The organism is Lactobacillus melliventris (genome assembly GCF_013346935.1).
Taxonomy (GTDB): domain Bacteria; phylum Bacillota; class Bacilli; order Lactobacillales; family Lactobacillaceae; genus Lactobacillus.
The window spans coordinates 1-16,502 of record NZ_JAAEEB010000012.1; the positions used below are offsets into that span (position 1 = coordinate 1).

The window sequence follows — 16,502 nt, forward strand, 5'->3', positions numbered from 1 at the left end:
TTTAAAATAATCGCGGGATGGAGCAGTCTGGTAGCTCGTCGGGCTCATAACCCGAAGGCCGGTGGTTCAAATCCACCTCCCGCAATATGGTCCATTGGAGCAGTGGTTTATCTCGTCTCCCTGTCACGGAGAAGATCATCAGTTCAAATCTGATATGGACCGTAGGATGGCTCGGTAGCTCAGTCGGTAGAGCAAAGGATTGAAGCTCCTTGTGTCGGCGGTTCGATTCCGTCCCGCGCCATTTATTATTAGTGCGGGTATGGTTTAGTGGTAAAACGAAAGCCTTCCAAGCTTTAGTCGCGAGTCCGATTCTCGTTACCCGCTTTTAGGGGCCTATAGCTCAGCTGGTTAGAGCGCACGCCTGATAAGCGTGAGGTCGATGGTTCAAGTCCATTTAGGCCCATTGTGGAGACTTACTCAAGTGGCTGAAGAGGCGCCCTTGCTAAGGGTGTAGATCGGGTTATTCTGGTGCGAGAGTTCGAATCTCTCAGTCTCCGCTATATAATAAAAAGGCCGTAGATTTTTCTAGCGGTCTTTTTGATTGGTAAATTTCAATTATTACTAAGGTTTTATTGAGCAACAAGTTTTAATTTTTCTAGGCTTTGTAATAAAAAAGTTTTATGCTAAAATTGTTCAACTTTTTGCACAAAACTCTTGCAAGATGAATCATAATCCTGTATTATTAATAACGTTGTGATTCAAGAACTTAAAGGATTTACAGAAGCAACAAAATAAAAAAATAGTTGACTTTTAGTAATAAGTTCGGTATTATAATTAAGCGTCTTATGACGTAAGAACGATAAATATGACCCGTTGGTCAAGTGGTTAAGACATCGCCCTTTCACGGCGGTAACATGGGTTCAAATCCCGTACGGGTCATTACCATTCTTTGGTATATTTACAATTGGAGGATTACCCAAGTGGCTTAAGGGGACGGTTTTGAAAACCGTTAGACGGTCTTGCCGTGCGTGGGTTCAAATCCCACATCCTCCTTTAAAATAATCGCGGGATGGAGCAGTCTGGTAGCTCGTCGGGCTCATAACCCGAAGGCCGGTGGTTCAAATCCACCTCCCGCAATATGGTCCATTGGAGCAGTGGTTTATCTCGTCTCCCTGTCACGGAGAAGATCATCAGTTCAAATCTGATATGGACCGTAGGATGGCTCGGTAGCTCAGTCGGTAGAGCAAAGGATTGAAGCTCCTTGTGTCGGCGGTTCGATTCCGTCCCGCGCCATCAGTCTGGAGGAGTAGCGAAGTGGCTAAACGCGGCGGTCTGTAAAACCGCTCTCTCTGAGTTCGGCGGTTCGAATCCACCCTCCTCCATAATAGGGATATCGTATAAAGGTAGTACATCGGTCTCCAAAACCGCTAGTGTGGGTTCAATTCCTACTATCCCTGTTAACCTTCATGGCGGAATTGGTGAAGGGGTTAACACACCGGTTTGTGGATCCGGCATACATGGGTTCGAATCCCATATTCCGCCCTAGCATTGGGATATAGCCAAGCGGTAAGGCACTAGACTTTGACTCTATTATGCGCTGGTTCGAATCCAGCTATCCCAATCTATTGTTAATAAAATTCGATGGCGGTGTAGCCAAGTGGTAAGGCAGAGGTCTGCAAAACCTTAATCGTCGGTTCAAATCCGATCCCCGCCTTTATCGGTTCACTCATTGAACTGTTAATTTAAAATTATTGATATGGCGGTGTGGCGGAATTGGCAGACGCGCCAGACTCAAAATCTGGTGTCCGTTTAGGACGTATCGGTTCGACCCCGATCACCGCTATTGTTGGAGCAGCTCTCATAAGAGAGCTGCTTTTGTTTTTGTAAATATATATTATATAAAAATTGCACAAGCTTTGTGTAATCTTTATAATACCTTTTATGGAGGTATTTCAGATGAATATAGGTATCTTTACCGATTCATATTTTCCGCAATTAAGTGGTGTAGCCACATCAATCAAAACTTTAAAAGATGCTCTTGAAAAACAAGGTCATAATGTATTTATCTTTACTACTACTGATCCACATATAAAAAAGGGAGCAGTTGAGGCAAATATTTTTCGCTTTAGTAGTGTTCCCTTTATTTCATTTACTGACCGCCGTGTTGCATTCAGGGGCTTTTTTGAGGCTACTAAAGTGGCTCGGGAAGTTAAACTTGATATAGTTCATACTCAAACTGAGTTTGCCTTGGGCATGATAGGCAAATATGTTGCCCACCAATTGAAAATTCCCGCAATTCATACTTATCACACTATGTATGAGGATTACTTACATTATGTTTTGAATGGTCACTTGCTGAGACCTTATCATGTCAAGCAATTTACCAACGTCTACTTAAAAAATATGGATGGCGTTATTGCCCCTAGTAAGCGCGTAGAAGCTCTTTTGAAACGTTATAGGGTAGATATACCTATGAGAGTAATACCAACTGGAGTAGACGTAAATAGCTTAAATAAGGCGGCTAATAATGATATGCGCCAGGAATTAGGCATACCTGCAAATGCTCCGGTTTTGTTGACCTTAAGTAGGGTTGCTGAAGAAAAAAAGATTGACCGTATTTTGAATGCTATGCCGGAAATTATTGATGAATTTCCTGAAACTCGTTTAGTAATTGCTGGCGACGGCCCTGATATGGAAGTTTTGCAGGAGCAGGTTGAACGACTAACATTAGAAGATAATGTAATATTTACAGGTGATGTACCTCATGATGATGTAGGATCGTACTATAAAATGGCAGACTTGTTTGTTTCAGCCAGTGACACTGAAACACAGGGTTTAACTTACATTGAGGCTTTAGCTTCCGGCACGAAATGCGTCGTTTATGATACGGATTATACAGAACATGTTTTTGATGATGATGAATTTGGCAAAGTCTTTAACGGACCTGGTGAAATGCTAAGCGAAATATTGTTTTATTTAAGACAAGGGCGCAAGCCAATCCCGCCTGCAAAATTAGCCGCTAAAATGGATCAAATATCGGCTAAAAAATTTGCCAGTTCAGTTTACCAATTCTATCAGGATGTAATTTTAGATTATCAAAAGGATCACAAAGAGGAATCAAATGATTAGGATTAATATGTTTTCACAGGCTGCATCTGTAAAGGGACAGGGAGTTGGCTCAGCATACATAGAATTAATTCACTTACTTAGAACGCACTTAGTCGATAAGTTTTATGTTACAAATAACAAATATGGTGCAAGCGATCTGACTCATTATCATACTGTGAACCCCACTTATTTTGCTAACAGTTTCTCACCAGCCCGCGGACGCAAAATTGGCTATGTGCATTTTTTGCCTGAGACCCTTGAAGGCTCGGTAAAACTGCCACCGTTAGCAAAAAATTTTTTTTACAAATATGTGATTGATTTTTATAAACGAATGGATGAAATAGTCGTTGTCAATCCTATTTTTATAGATAAGTTAGTTAAATATGGTATTAAACGCGAAAATGTTAAATATATTCCTAACTTTGTAGCTAAAGACGAATTTTATCCTGAAAGACAAGAAAGAAAGAACGCATTTCGCCATCAGTTGAATATACCTCTTGATAAATTTGTCGTTTTTGGTGATGGCCAAGTACAGGAGCGCAAAGGGGTTGATGACTTTGCAAAACTAGCTATAGCCAACCCAGAGATACAGTTTATATGGGCAGGTGGTTTTTCTTTTGGAAAAATAACAGATGGCTACGACCATTTTAAAAAATTAGTTGATAATCCACCCCAAAATCTCAAATTTACTGGAATAATTGATCGACAAAAGCTCGTGGATTATCTTAATATAGCGGATTTATTTGTTTTGCCATCTTATGACGAATTGTTTCCTATGTCTGTACTTGAAGCCTTTAGTTGTGGAACGCCAGTCTTATTACGAGATCTTGACTTATATCAAGCAATAATTAGTGGCTATTACATGAAGGGGCACAATTTTACGGAAATGAATAACCAGTTGCAGGCAGCAGCCCAAGATTCAGCCATTTTAAATAAATACAGCAAGTTATCTGCTGAGGCTAGTGACAAATATTCAGAGGACAATCTGGCACGGATCTGGGATGATTTTTACCACGAGCAATATGAAATTGGCCGGAAATTAGGACAAATTCGCTAATGAATAAAAAGCACTTGTGGGGCGTTGCCGTCGTTCTTTTAATCAGTGGTATTGTTTTATACGTTGATTTAAGATCGACTCCCATTGCCCAGTTAGAACAGGCAACTCGTAATATCAATGTTATTGCCTTAATTTTGGTGTTCGGCTTAATGCTTCTTTCCTATGTTTTTGAGGCCAGTATTTTAGCTGTTTTAAGTAAACGTAAAAATGAACCCAAGCGCTCGGAATGGTCTTTTTTCAGAATTCCTTTAATTCAGGCCCTTTTTAATGCGATCACCCCGATGTCAACTGGAGGCCAGCCTTCGCAATTAGCTGCAATGGTGCAAATGGGTATTGAAGGGGGACGCGCAACTTCACTTTTGCTTATGAAGTTCATTATCTACCAAATTGTAGTGTTTTTGGCATATGTCACGACAATTATTACCGGCTTTCACTTGGTCGCAACTAAGTTTGCCGGTTTGGCCATTTTCATTGCCATTGGCTTTTTGATTCATGTAGGTTCGATCATCTTTTTGCTTGCAATTTTGTTTGCCTATAACTGGACCAAAAACGCTGCTAACTGGATTATGAACTTGCTGGCTAAATTTATTAAGCAAGATCGAGTTAGTGTTTGGCGCCAAAACACGCTTGAAAAGATTGATACTTTTTATGGTGAAAGCCAAAAATTAAAAAAGGAAAAAAAGAAGTTAATTGTATGTGGCATACTGACCGTTTTACAATTACTATGTTTTTATTCCATCCCTTACATGACTTTAGTAACATTAAACGTACCAGCAGATTGGGCGAGCGTAACACAAATGAATATTATGATTATCATGTTTATGGCGATAATACCAATTCCGGGAGCATCAGGGGGAGCGGAATACAGTTTTCAGACTTTATTTTCAACCTTTATTTCCTCCAATGGCACCTTAATTGTAGGGATGTTTTTGTGGCGGTTTGTGACCTATTTCTTTGGCATGATCTTGGGAATTTTTGGCTGGATTTTAAAACCTAAAAAAGTAGTGAGCCCGTCAAATAATTAATTTTTATTAAAATCCCTACTTATAATTGCAGTTAAGGGTAAGATATAAGCTTAGTGAGAGGAGAATAAGATGACACGGATCAAGTCTTTTCTACAATGGCTGACACAAACCAAACTAGGCTTTTTTACTATTGTTTTAGTGACCTTTTGGTTAAAGACTTACGTTATTTATCTGACAAAATTTAATCTCGGTGCTGAAGGAGCAATGCAGAATTTTCTGTTGTTTTTAAATCCTTTACCAGCGGGCTTGCTATTATTAGGCATTAGTCTTTTCTTTAAAGGCAGAAAATCATATTGGATTCTGATTGCAACTGATTTTGTACTTAGTTTATGGTTATTTGCCAACATCCTTTATTATCGAGAATTTTCTAATTTTTTGTCGTTATCAATTATTAAGACTTCCGGTTCAACCGCGGATAATTTAGGTAAAAGTATTGTTGGGATTACCCGGGCAACTGATTTTTTAACTTTTATTGATATTGCTTTTGTCATTATTTTGATGGTTAGCAAAATAGTTAAGTACGATTTACGGCCATTAAAACTTAAATTTAATCTTTTACTTGAAAGTATCGCAGTTCTGCTGATAGGGATCAATTTGATGATGGCCCAAAAAGATCGCCCTGGTTTATTGACGAGAACTTTTGACAACAGTTACATTGTTAAATATTTGGGTATGAATGAATATGCCGTTTATGATGCTTTTAAGACTGCACAAACAAGTGAACAAATGGCTAAAGCAAATGTTTCTGATTTGCAAGCAGTCAAAAAGTACTTGAAGCTTAATTATGTCAAACCCAATAGTGCGTATACCGGAGTAGCCAAGGGCAAAAACGTGATGGTTATTCACCTTGAGAGCTTTCAGCAATTTTTAATAGGGTACAAATGGAAAGGCAAAGAGGTCACTCCTAATTTAAATAAACTCTATCACGCCAAGAATACGCTTAGCTTCTCCAATTTTTACAATCAAGTTGGACAAGGAAAAACGTCGGACGCTGAAATGATGCTGGAAAATTCTCTTTTTGGTTTGCAGTCTGGTTCAGCAATGTCCAGTTATGGTACTTCAAATACGTTTGAGAGCGCTCCTGCAATTTTAAGTCAGCAAGGTGGATACACTACGGCGGTTATGCACGGTGGTGCTGGTTCTTTTTGGAACCGCAATAATGCTTATAAACAATTTGGTTATGAGTACTTCATGCCGCTTTCTTATTATCAGAATAAGCCCAAATATTACATCGGCTATGGTTTAAAAGATAAGATTTTCTTCTCCCAGTCTATTAAATATATCGAACGTTTGCCACAACCCTTTTATCTTAAATTAATAACGGTTACCAATCATTATCCTTATGATTTAGATAAGAAAAATCAGTCAATTGCTAAGACTGAAACTGGTGATGAAACGGTTGATGGTTACGTTCAAACTGCCCATTATCTCGACCAGGCGATTGGTCAATTAATGCGGTGGCTGCAAAAAACAGGTTTAGCTAAAAACACTTTGCTGGTCTTTTATGGCGATCATTATGGTATTTCCGGTAATCACCACAAGGCTAGCGCAGAGCTACTTAACCAAGATGAATTTACTAATTTCGATAATTTAAAGTTCCAACGGGTTCCCTTAATGTTCCATATGAGAGGTCTAAAGGGTGGCGTAAAAAAAACTTATGGTGGTGAAATTGATGTACTACCTACACTGCTTAATTTGCTGGGAATTAAGAACCAGAAAACGATCCAGTTTGGTCATGACTTGTTAAGTAAAAAGGCGCCACAGATAGTTGCACAGCGTAACGGTGACTTCATCACACCGTTATATGCCAAAGTTGGCAGCACCTATTATGACACTAAAACAGGTGAGGAAATAATTAAGCCAGATAAGAAATTAAAGACTGAGCTGGTGGCAATATCAAACAAAGTAACAACTCAGCTTTCATTATCTGACCGTGTTATCGCCGGCAATCTTTTACGTTTTTACCATCCCAAATGGTTTAAAAAGGTCAAACCGCAAGATTACGACTATAATGAGCAAAAGGCTCTGAAAAAACTGTATTCAAAAAATAAAACTTCTCTGTGGTATAAAAATCATCAGAAAACCACACAAAATAAATTTAAAACCGATGCTCCGGAGCTCGAAAAATAAAACTCGAAATTAAATCTATTTTGTGCTAAAATTTACCAGTAACGTATCTGTATATTGGAGGCAGCGCATTGTACAATTTATTTATGACGCTACTAATTATTGTTTCAATCTTAATCATTATTGCGACAATGATGCAGCCGCAAAAACAGCAAGATGCATTGAATGCACTCTCTGGCGGTGCAGTTTTTAGTGGTCAAACGAAGAAACGTGGTTTTGAAGCATTTATGGAAAAAGTAACCTCTGTATTACTGGTTCTCTTTTTCGCTTTTGCTATTGTATTAGCTTATTTGTCTTCAAAATAACTAATGGTTCCTCCCGATCAAGCGATGGGAGGACTTTTTTTATCTTTTTAATGAGGAAATGGAGTTAAAAGTGCATGGCACAAAACGAGAGCATTTTAGCTAATGTTTTAGAGATTTTTCGTCGTAATCCTAAAAAACAATATCAAGTAGAACAAATTGACCGTATGTTACGTAGAGACAGACTTGGCAGTTTTTCTGATATGGTCAAAGCACTATCTTATTTAGAGCAAAAAAAGAAAATAATTACTGATGGTAAGGGTCACTACCAATTAGCACAGGAAAATACTGAAGTTGAGGGCATATTTAAAGCCAACAGTAAGGGTTTTGGCTTCGTCAAACTTGATGATGAAGATGCGGATGATATTTTTATTGCTCGCGACTATACTGAATATGCTGTTGACGGAGACAGTGTTAAGGTTAAAATTACTGCTGGTGGTAATCCCTGGAATGGTAAGGGCCCTGAAGGTCAAGTAGAGCAAATTCTTGAGCGGGGGACCAAGACACTTGTGGGTGAATTTTATCCAATGACCGATGCCCAAGTGAAAATTAGTCATTTTATTGGTTATGTTTTAAGTTCAAATAAAAAGCTGGCTAATTATCGGGTTTATATCAGCCAAGATGGTCTACATCCGCAAAAGCAGGACATTGTTAAAGTAGCTATTGCTAGTTATCCTGACAAGAACAATCCTGATTCAATGACTGGTGTTGTTACCAATGTTATTGGTAACAAAAATTTGCCGGGCGTTGACATTATGGCAATCGTTTCAGAGCATGACGTTAGAACTGAATGGTCCGATGATGCCCTTGCTCAATCTAACGCCATTCCAGATCACGTAACTGAAGCTGAAATGGCAAACCGTGAGGATATTAGGGACCAGCCTGCTGTTACAATTGATGGTGATGATTCTAAAGACTTTGATGATGCAGTCGTGTTATGGAAATTGCCTAACGGTAACTATCATTTAGGTGTTCATATCGCTGATGTTGCTCACTATGTGACAGAAAATTCTCCTTTGGATAAGGAAGCTTTTACCAGAGGCAACAGTACTTATTTAGTTGATCGTGTTATTCCAATGTTGCCTTTTAGGCTTTCAAATGGGATATGCTCCCTCAACGAAGGTCAAGATCGTTTAGTATTATCCTGTGAAATGGAAATTTCCCCGGAAGGACAGAGGGTTAATTATCGTATTCATCCTTCGGTAATGAGATCACATGGCCGGATGACATATAACAATGTTAATAAAGTTTTAGATCCTGATAATCATGAAGAGCTTGAAGAAAAATATGTTAAGCTTGCTCCTATGCTGCAGGATATGGCTGAACTGCACAATATTTTATACCAGCAGAGGCATCAACGTGGTGCAATTGACTTTGAAGAACCTGAAGCAAAGATTGTTGTGGATGATCAGGGTAAACCAACGGATATTGTGTTACACGATCGCGGAATAGCTGAAAAGATGATTGAATCCTTTATGCTCCTGGCTAATGAAACTGTTGCGGAAGATTTTTATCGTAAGCACGTTCCGTTTTTATACCGTGTGCATGAAACTCCTGATGGTGAGCGGATTAAGAGCTTCTTTGAGTTTTGTAGTGCATTTGGCTTACATATTACAGCTGATCCAAACCATGTTAAGCCAATTGATTTACAAAAAGTAGTTGCTAAAACTACAGGTACTCCGGAAGAAGCTGTGGTCCAAATGATGATGCTGCGCAGCTTGAAGCAGGCACATTATTCAGAAGAACCTTTAGGGCACTTTGGTTTGGCAGCTAAGTTCTATACCCACTTTACTTCACCAATCAGAAGGTATTCAGATCTGATGGTTCACAGGATGATTCATGCTTATAGTGAAAAAGGGACTGACAAGAAAACGCAGGACCATTTTGCCAGCTATTTGCCAGATGTGGCCGATCAAACTTCAACTCAGGAACGAGTTTCCGTTGATACTGAAAGAGAAGTTAATGATCTAAAGATGACCGAATTTATGGCTGATAAAGTGGGGGATCACTTTGATGCTGTAGTGTCATCTGTAACCAGCTTTGGTATGTTTATTCAACTTCCAAACACGGTAGAGGGACTTATTCACATTTCTAATTTAACAGATGATTTTTATAATTATAATGAAAAAAGCATGACATTAACTGGTCGCGGGACTCATAAACAGTTCCACGTAGGGATGCCGCTTAAGGTCACTCTGACAAATGCTAATGTTGAACAGCATCAACTGGACTTTGAAATTTATGATCCCAATGCCCCTAAAAAGCCTCACAATAACCGCGGCGTTAAAACTGAAAGGCGAGGCAATCGGGGTTTTCGCAATGATCACGCACATAAAGGACACTACCGTAACAATTTTCAAAAAAATGGCAATCATCCACATTTAAGTAGATATAAACATTAGGTTGAAAAATTGAAAAAAGAAAAAAATGAGAATTTAATTGCTCAGAATAAAAAAGCACATCATGACTATTTTATTAAGGATACATATGAAGCCGGTATTGCCTTAACAGGTACAGAAATTAAATCCGTGCGGGCAAGACGTATTAACTTGCGCGATGGCTATGTACAAGTTATAAATGGTTCGGCTTTTCTGGAGAATGTCCACATTAGTGAATATAAACAAGGTAATCGTTATAACCATGAGCCTCTTCGTTCAAGAAGATTACTTTTGCATAAAAAGCAGCTTCAGCGACTTGCTAAAGACCAATCTACGCGGGGTATTGCAATTATCCCTTTGAAGGTTTATCTTAAACATGGTTTTGCTAAAGTTCTTATTGGTGTTGGCCAAGGAAAGAAAAAATATGATAAACGTGAGACCATTAAAAAGCGTGATCAAGAGCGTGAATTACGTAGGCAATATAAATTTTAAGAACGGTTTAATTAGTTTTCTAGTTGAACTGTTTTTTAATTATGCATTTGTTTTAAAATTAGCAACTTATCAACGCTTGTTTATTTATATAAAATTAAGCGATACCAATATAGTGTAAAATAACCATCAAAAGCTTTTATGCTCTAAACAAAAGTTGTCCTTAGAACAATTTTGCTAGAAATATTCAGTTAATCTTACTGAATACCTTTGCAATATTGTGTATAATTTATTAATATAATTAATGTTTATATGACTGAATTTATTAGATAGTAATACTTTAATTTATAGCTTTATATAAAGTGTAAACAAGTGAGTATAGCAAAAAACGAGAGTTTTTGATTAATTCTACCTGTTTTTAAAATTTTAGAGAGATTTTGTTTAATAAGTAGAGTGTTTGATAATGCTATTTGTATGTAAGGATTTGAGTCGTAATGGAATTTGATAAAGTTTATAACCATGAACGAGTTACTCGCAAGTTTACTAATAGAAAAGTTAAGGAAGAGTTACTTGCTAATATTATTAAAAGGGCACAATTATCCCCGTCACTGCTTAACTCGCAACCTTGGAAGGTATATATGTTAACTGGTAACGCACTTGCTGGTTTAAAAAAAGAGGTCAAAGCTCAAATAGAGAACAATGTTGAGCCTCATGAAGATTTTGTCAAAATGCTGTCACTTGATTGGGATTCATATCCCAGTCAAAATATGGCTGCAGTTGGAGCTTCACAACCATATTTTTTCAATAATAAAATGGAATTATTTACAGAATCAAATAACAATATGTTTAATGCCCAGGATGTGGCATTTCTTACGATTCCCAGAAATTCTCCCATTTGGTCTGTTTATGATTTAGGGATTTTTTCACAAAGCATCATGTTGCTGGCACTTAATGCCGGATTAGCAATTATGCCGGCACATTCAATGGTGTCTTATCCTGAATTAGTGCGGAAATATGGCAAAATTCCGGAAGATGAGCTTATTGGTATGGCAATTGGGTTAGGATATCAAGATAATGCAGCTGAGGTTAATGACCCCAAATTTTATCCTGATCGTCTGCCATTCAAAAAAATATATAAATTAGTTAAATAGACAAGTACTTCAATTTAAATAAAGCGCTATTAATGATAAAATGTTTAATAGGAAATTTTCACGGTTATACTGATAAGGATGATATAGATTTTGAGTACAGCCCAAATAGTTACTAATTTAATAGCAACTTTAGTTATTTTTGTTTTTGCATCATTCTTTGTTGCTGCAGAATTTGCTTTGGTTCAAACCAGGCCCAGCCAGCTTGAAGATATGTTGTCTAATAAAATTGGCAACCAGCGCAAAGTAAAGCGCGCTTTGCACATGACTCATAATTTAAATGAATACCTTTCAACGACACAGGTTGGAACTACTTTAGTTGGTGTAGTTTTGGGCTGGTTTTCAGCGGATACTTTGGCTGCAATATTTGAAAGAGCATTTAATTTATTAGAACTTAATCATGCGGTAATTCGTTCACTAAGTGCGATTTTAGGTGTAATTTTGTTAACTTACTTAGAAGTTGTAGTTACAGAAATTGTACCTAAGAATATTGCAATTGACATGCCAGTAAAAATCTTGCTTAAAATTGTGACCCCTTTGCAGCTTTTCCACACCCTAGTTTATCCGTTTGTGTGGCTGCTTAATGCTAGTTCAAATGGTTTACTGAAAATGTTGGGTTTTGAGCCAGCTGATGAAGAAAATCAGGTTTACTCGCAGTCAGAAATCATTAAACTATCGCGGAAAGCCGTTCATGGTGGCTCGCTTGATAAAAATGATCTGACATATATGAAGCGTGCTTTTGAGCTGAATGATAAAATAGCCAAAGATATTATGACCGATAGAACGCGGTTGGTGGTTATCAATTCAACTGATTCTATCAGGCAAGCCCTTAAATTGTACTTGGATGAAGGTTCAAGTAGAATTCCGGTTGTTCGCGACAATAACAAAGATGATATTGTTGGTTACATCTATGCCTTTGATGTTATCCAACAGAGCCAGATTGACGACAAGGTGCCAGTTACACGTATTATTAGAACAATGATTACAGTGCCTGAATCCATGCCAATCCAAGATATTTTGCAGTTAATGATTAAAAAGCACACGCCAATCGTTTTGGTGGTGGATGAATATGGCGGTACCAGTGGAATAGTCACGGATAAGGATATCTATGAGGAACTGTTTGGTACGGTTAAAGATGAAATAGATGACGTTTCTGATGATTATATAATTAGAGATGAGCAAGGTAATATTCATGTATCGGGCAAAACGACCCTATATGATTTTGCCAGATATTTTAAGACTGACTTAAAAAGTTTCCAGGATAGTGATATTATCACCATCGGTGGCTATATGATGGAACACTATCCGGACTTAAAAAAAGGCGAGAAAGTTAAATTAGAGGGTTTTGAATTTAAGCTCGATGATATCGAACAGGGTTTCATGCGCTGGTTTATCGTTAAAAATATTAACGATAAAGCACAAGAGTCTCAAGAAGAATAAAGGCAATTAAAAAGAGTTGTCCTCAAGACAACTCTTTTTTTATTTATTGTTAACCAGTTTAATAATTTCGGGTTTTAGTACACCAATGTAACGCAGGTTACGGTAATAATTCATGAAATCAAGTCCGTAGCCTACTACAAACTCATTACCAACCTTTGAACCATAATATTCAACATCAACATCAACGTTACGATTTGCTTCCTTGTTAAGTAAAACGCAGCATTTAACGCTTTTTGCCCCACGTTTTTCAAGCAACTTTTTCATAAAATCTAAAGTTAAACCAGTGTCAACAATGTCTTCAACGATTAAAACATCACGATCTTTCACATCAGATGCTAAATCAGAAACTAGCTTAACTTTCCCGGAAGACTCCATTTCATTACCATAGCTTGAGACATCGAGAAAATCAATTTCAGCTTTGACGTCCATTTCTCTAACCAAATCAGTTAAAAAGAAAACAGCACCTTTGAGAGCACCAACGATTAACGGTTTCTTACCAGCATAATCGTTAGTAAGCTGCTTTCCTAACTTAACACACATTTGGTGAATGTCATCTTCACTAAACAATTTATGATCAATAATATTATTAATATTGTCGTTTTTTGGCATTTATCTACCCTTCATTGTAAAACAATTTAAATTCCTAATATTTCGATTATATCATTTTTTTGCTAAAAAAACAGACCATTTTTAACTATTTTCACTTTTTTAGCAGTCAATTACGTACAAAAAGTAGCTATATTGCTAAAAGCAGTAAGATAATTCTCAATTTGCTTAAATTTTTAACGTGCAACCTCAGTTTTTGGTAAAATTAAAGAATAAGATATTTTTAGTGAAAGGTAAAAAAATGCAAAAACAACAAGAAATTAAAATGCTCAAGGCTTTTTCTGATGCCAATTCCACCTCTGGTTTTGAAGGAGAATTTGTTAAACTATTTACCGATACTGTTCAAGATTTCGCTGACGTGAAAGTTGATGGTATGCTCAATGTGTATGCCAGCAAAAAAGAAAACCAACCAGGTCGGCCAGTGATTCAACTGGATGCACATTCAGATGCTGTTGGCTTTATTACTCAAGCTGTCCGTCCTAATGGCATGATTAAGTTTGTACCCCTTGGCGGCTGGGTTAAATATAATATTCCTACTCTGCGCGTAAAAATCAAAAATCGTGCAGGTGAATATGTTCCCGGTGTTGTGGCTACTAAACCACCTCATTTTATGACTGCAGCCGAAAAAAATAATGTACCGGACGTAGCCGATATGTCAATTGACGTTGGTTCCAGTTCACGTGCCGAAACAATTAATGATTATCAAATTGATACTGGTTGTCCTATTTTTGTGGATGTTAAATGTGAATACAATGAAAAGTCTGGTTTGTTTTTCGGCAAAGATTTTGATGACCGCTTTGGCGCTGCTGCCATGGCTGACGTTTTAGACAATTTAAAAGATGAACCAACTGCATTTAACGTTGTTGCAGCACTTTCCAGCCAGGAAGAAGTCGGTCTGCGCGGGGCGTATGTGACAGCGCGTGCAGTAAAGCCTGATTTAGCGATTGTTCTTGAATCCTGTCCAGCAGATGATACCTTTACCCCAGAATGGTTGTCACAAACTGGATTGAAAAGGGGACCGATGTTACGTGACATGGATACTTCGTTTTTGCCTAATCCTAAATTTCAACAGTATGCCTGCGATTTGGCTGATAAGAATAATATTCCGTACACTCGTTCTGTTCGCACTGGTGGTGGCCAAGATGGCGCGGCAATTTATTATGAAAATGGCGCACCAACCATTGTGATTGGTATTCCTGTTCGTTATGAACATTCTCCATATTGTTTTAGTGCTTATTCAGATTTTAAAGCATCTGTTGCTTTGACGCTTGCTATTATTCGTGATTTAACTAAAGAAAAACTGGCAAGTTTTAGTCAATTTTAATGTCATTAACTACATTAATTGTCTAAAATAAGGAGCAAATTTAGTTAAAGTATGATATAATAGTAAAAATTGAATAGCAGTCACTAGGGGTGCCAAAAAGCTGAGAAATACCCTCTGAACCTGATCGGGACAATACCTGCGTTAGGGAAGTGTAAAATTAGGTAATAATGATACTCCTACTGACATGTAAAGTTAGGAGTATTTTTTTATGTTTACTAGAACTTCAAAATGGAATGTAAAGTCGATTATTTTAATTGCGTTAATTGGAATTATTATGGGAGTCATTTATACCTATGGCTTTAACTGGGCTTTTAATTTAATAAAAATGTTGTTGGTGCCGACAGGTTTCGCACCAGTGACTGATACTGTTTTTACTGGTTTATGGCTTATGGCTGGACCTTTAGCGATGTACTTTGTTCCTACTGCAGGATCCGGTACGATTGGTGAATTACTTGCTTCTGTGGTTGAAATGGCCATAGGCGGTCAGTGGGGCGCTACTACGATTCTTTCCGGAATTATCCAAGGTGCCACTAATGAAATCGGCTTTTTCCCTAAAAAAGAGCGTTATCAAAATTTCACTTGGAAAAGCGTCTTAACTGGTGCGTTTTTTGCTTCCTTTGGCTGTTTTATTCCCTCGTATATTTTATATGGCTGGAGCAAATTCAGTATGCAAGTACAAGTCGTAATGCTTATTACTAATATCATTTCTGCTCTGGTTTTTGATGGCGTTTTAGTTAAGCTGATTACGAATTTATTTGATAAAGCATTAAAGCCAAAAATAGCTTAATTATTTAAAAAGGAGCATTGCTCTTTGATGTGAACCCTAAAATTAGGACAAATTTTTGGGGGTCATATCACTTGAAGCAATTACTCCTTTTTTATTTTTCTTTTTTACTTAAAATTGAGTGTACCTTAGTTGTAAGCATATCAATCGCCACATCATTTTTACCGCCTTCTGGAACAATAATATCCGCATAGCGCTTGGTTGGCTCAATAAATTGATGATACATCGGCTTAACTGTGCTTAAATATTGTTCAATCACAGAGTCAATGGACCGGCCTCTCTCATTTAGATCACGTTCTAAACGTCTAATAAAGCGAATATCGTCATCTGTGTCAACGTAAACTTTAATATCCATCAAATCACGAATTTTTTTGTTAGCTAAAACCAAAATTCCTTCAAGAATAATGATATCGGCAGGCTCAGTATGAATGGTCTTTTGACTACGGGTATGTTCTTTAAAATCGTAAACCGGCATCTCGACTGACCGATAATTTAATAAGTCTTGCAACTGTTTTCTAAGCAAAGGAACATCAAAAGCATCTGGGTGATCATAGTTGATGTTCTTTCTTTCACTCATAGGAATCCCGGTATTATCTTTGTAATATGAATCCTGAGTCATAATCAAAACGTGTTCATTCTCTTGCATTTGGGCAACAATTTTTTGCGCAATGGTAGTTTTCCCGCTGCCTGAACCACCGGTAATACCAATCACTACGGGCTTTTCAAGTCTAGACATTATGCCACTCCTTTTTTAATCCTTAAACATTTTACTTTACTTTTGCCATAATTACCAACAGTTAAGGTATATTTGATAATTAATGCTACTTTTCTATT

The 16,502-nt window shown here is 37.5% G+C and carries 13 protein-coding genes, 17 tRNA genes and 1 riboswitch; of the genes, 28 read left to right on the forward strand and 2 right to left on the reverse strand.

Annotation, left to right across the window (positions count from 1 at the left end; all coding sequences use genetic code 11):
- Positions 1-11 precede the first annotated feature (11 nt).
- From GYV61_RS08755 to GYV61_RS08880, 26 genes are all read left to right on the forward strand, one after another.
- A tRNA-Met gene (locus GYV61_RS08755) sits at positions 12-85 on the forward strand.
- A gap of 3 nt (positions 86-88) precedes the next feature.
- Positions 89-162, forward strand: a tRNA-Asp gene (locus GYV61_RS08760).
- Positions 163-168: 6 nt separating this feature from the next.
- Positions 169-241: transfer RNA gene (locus GYV61_RS08765), tRNA-Phe, on the forward strand.
- 12 nt (positions 242-253) lie between these two features.
- Positions 254-324: transfer RNA gene (locus GYV61_RS08770), tRNA-Gly, on the forward strand.
- 5 nt (positions 325-329) lie between these two features.
- Positions 330-403, forward strand: a tRNA-Ile gene (locus tag GYV61_RS08775).
- A 4-nt stretch (positions 404-407) separates the two neighbouring features.
- Positions 408-497 (forward strand) — tRNA-Ser (locus GYV61_RS08780).
- A 310-nt stretch (positions 498-807) separates the two neighbouring features.
- A tRNA-Glu gene (locus GYV61_RS08785) sits at positions 808-879 on the forward strand.
- A 27-nt stretch (positions 880-906) separates the two neighbouring features.
- Positions 907-993, forward strand: a tRNA-Ser gene (locus GYV61_RS08790).
- Positions 994-1,003: 10 nt separating this feature from the next.
- Positions 1,004-1,077: transfer RNA gene (locus tag GYV61_RS08795), tRNA-Met, on the forward strand.
- 3 nt (positions 1,078-1,080) lie between these two features.
- Positions 1,081-1,154, forward strand: a tRNA-Asp gene (locus tag GYV61_RS08800).
- 6 nt (positions 1,155-1,160) lie between these two features.
- Positions 1,161-1,233: transfer RNA gene (locus GYV61_RS08805), tRNA-Phe, on the forward strand.
- A gap of 7 nt (positions 1,234-1,240) precedes the next feature.
- A tRNA-Tyr gene (locus GYV61_RS08810) sits at positions 1,241-1,322 on the forward strand.
- 4 nt (positions 1,323-1,326) lie between these two features.
- A tRNA-Trp gene (locus GYV61_RS08815) sits at positions 1,327-1,397 on the forward strand.
- A 12-nt stretch (positions 1,398-1,409) separates the two neighbouring features.
- A tRNA-His gene (locus tag GYV61_RS08820) sits at positions 1,410-1,482 on the forward strand.
- A 7-nt stretch (positions 1,483-1,489) separates the two neighbouring features.
- Positions 1,490-1,561: transfer RNA gene (locus tag GYV61_RS08825), tRNA-Gln, on the forward strand.
- Positions 1,562-1,583: 22 nt separating this feature from the next.
- Positions 1,584-1,654 (forward strand) — tRNA-Cys (locus GYV61_RS08830).
- A 44-nt stretch (positions 1,655-1,698) separates the two neighbouring features.
- Positions 1,699-1,783 (forward strand) — tRNA-Leu (locus GYV61_RS08835).
- 113 nt (positions 1,784-1,896) lie between these two features.
- Complete coding sequence (locus GYV61_RS08840) at positions 1,897-3,069, forward strand: glycosyltransferase family 4 protein (protein WP_174795518.1); 1,173 nt, start codon at positions 1,897-1,899, stop codon at positions 3,067-3,069.
- Positions 3,062-4,105 carry a glycosyltransferase family 4 protein gene (locus GYV61_RS08845; RefSeq protein WP_174795519.1) on the forward strand — a complete coding sequence of 348 codons (1,044 nt, stop codon included), beginning with the start codon at positions 3,062-3,064 and terminating at the stop codon, positions 4,103-4,105. Before GYV61_RS08840 ends, GYV61_RS08845 begins: the two co-directional genes overlap by 8 nt.
- Entirely contained in the window at positions 4,105-5,130 is a 1,026-nt protein-coding gene (locus tag GYV61_RS08850; RefSeq protein ID WP_174795520.1) for a lysylphosphatidylglycerol synthase transmembrane domain-containing protein, read from the forward strand. The genes GYV61_RS08845 and GYV61_RS08850 overlap by 1 nt, the downstream gene beginning before the upstream one ends.
- 69 nt (positions 5,131-5,199) lie before the next feature.
- Positions 5,200-7,260, forward strand: a complete 2,061-nt coding sequence (locus GYV61_RS08855; protein WP_174795521.1) for an LTA synthase family protein — start codon at positions 5,200-5,202, stop codon at positions 7,258-7,260.
- 68 nt (positions 7,261-7,328) lie between these two features.
- Positions 7,329-7,562, forward strand: a complete 234-nt coding sequence (secG, locus tag GYV61_RS08860) for a preprotein translocase subunit SecG (protein ID WP_046324479.1) — start codon at positions 7,329-7,331, stop codon at positions 7,560-7,562.
- A 74-nt stretch (positions 7,563-7,636) separates the two neighbouring features.
- Positions 7,637-9,961 carry a ribonuclease R gene (rnr, locus tag GYV61_RS08865; RefSeq protein ID WP_174795522.1) on the forward strand — a complete coding sequence of 775 codons (2,325 nt, stop codon included), beginning with the start codon at positions 7,637-7,639 and terminating at the stop codon, positions 9,959-9,961.
- Positions 9,962-9,970: 9 nt separating this feature from the next.
- Positions 9,971-10,429: an SsrA-binding protein SmpB gene (gene smpB / locus GYV61_RS08870; protein WP_174795523.1), complete on the forward strand. Its 459-nt coding sequence runs from the start codon at positions 9,971-9,973 to the stop codon at positions 10,427-10,429.
- A gap of 431 nt (positions 10,430-10,860) precedes the next feature.
- Positions 10,861-11,517, forward strand: coding sequence for a nitroreductase (locus GYV61_RS08875; RefSeq protein ID WP_174795524.1), 657 nt, complete (start codon positions 10,861-10,863; stop codon positions 11,515-11,517).
- 90 nt (positions 11,518-11,607) lie between these two features.
- Positions 11,608-12,954 carry a hemolysin family protein gene (locus GYV61_RS08880; RefSeq protein WP_174795525.1) on the forward strand — a complete coding sequence of 449 codons (1,347 nt, stop codon included), beginning with the start codon at positions 11,608-11,610 and terminating at the stop codon, positions 12,952-12,954.
- A gap of 39 nt (positions 12,955-12,993) precedes the next feature.
- On the opposite strand, the gene hpt is transcribed toward GYV61_RS08880, so the two are convergent.
- Positions 12,994-13,563 carry a hypoxanthine phosphoribosyltransferase gene (gene hpt / locus GYV61_RS08885; protein WP_174795526.1) on the reverse strand — a complete coding sequence of 190 codons (570 nt, stop codon included), beginning with the start codon at positions 13,561-13,563 and terminating at the stop codon, positions 12,994-12,996.
- 238 nt (positions 13,564-13,801) lie between these two features.
- On the opposite strand from hpt, the gene GYV61_RS08890 reads away from it, so the two are divergent.
- Together GYV61_RS08890 and GYV61_RS08895 are read left to right on the forward strand one after the other, a co-directional pair.
- Positions 13,802-14,884 carry a M42 family metallopeptidase gene (locus GYV61_RS08890; protein WP_174795527.1) on the forward strand — a complete coding sequence of 361 codons (1,083 nt, stop codon included), beginning with the start codon at positions 13,802-13,804 and terminating at the stop codon, positions 14,882-14,884.
- A gap of 75 nt (positions 14,885-14,959) precedes the next feature.
- Positions 14,960-15,049, forward strand: a riboswitch (TPP riboswitch).
- Positions 15,050-15,092: 43 nt separating this feature from the next.
- A complete protein-coding gene (locus GYV61_RS08895; RefSeq protein ID WP_122037330.1) occupies positions 15,093-15,671 on the forward strand; it encodes an ECF transporter S component in 579 nt (192 codons plus the stop codon).
- 91 nt (positions 15,672-15,762) lie between these two features.
- On the opposite strand, the gene udk is transcribed toward GYV61_RS08895, so the two are convergent.
- Complete coding sequence (udk, locus tag GYV61_RS08900) at positions 15,763-16,404, reverse strand: uridine kinase (RefSeq protein WP_174795528.1); 642 nt, start codon at positions 16,402-16,404, stop codon at positions 15,763-15,765.
- Positions 16,405-16,502: the final 98 nt, after the last annotated feature.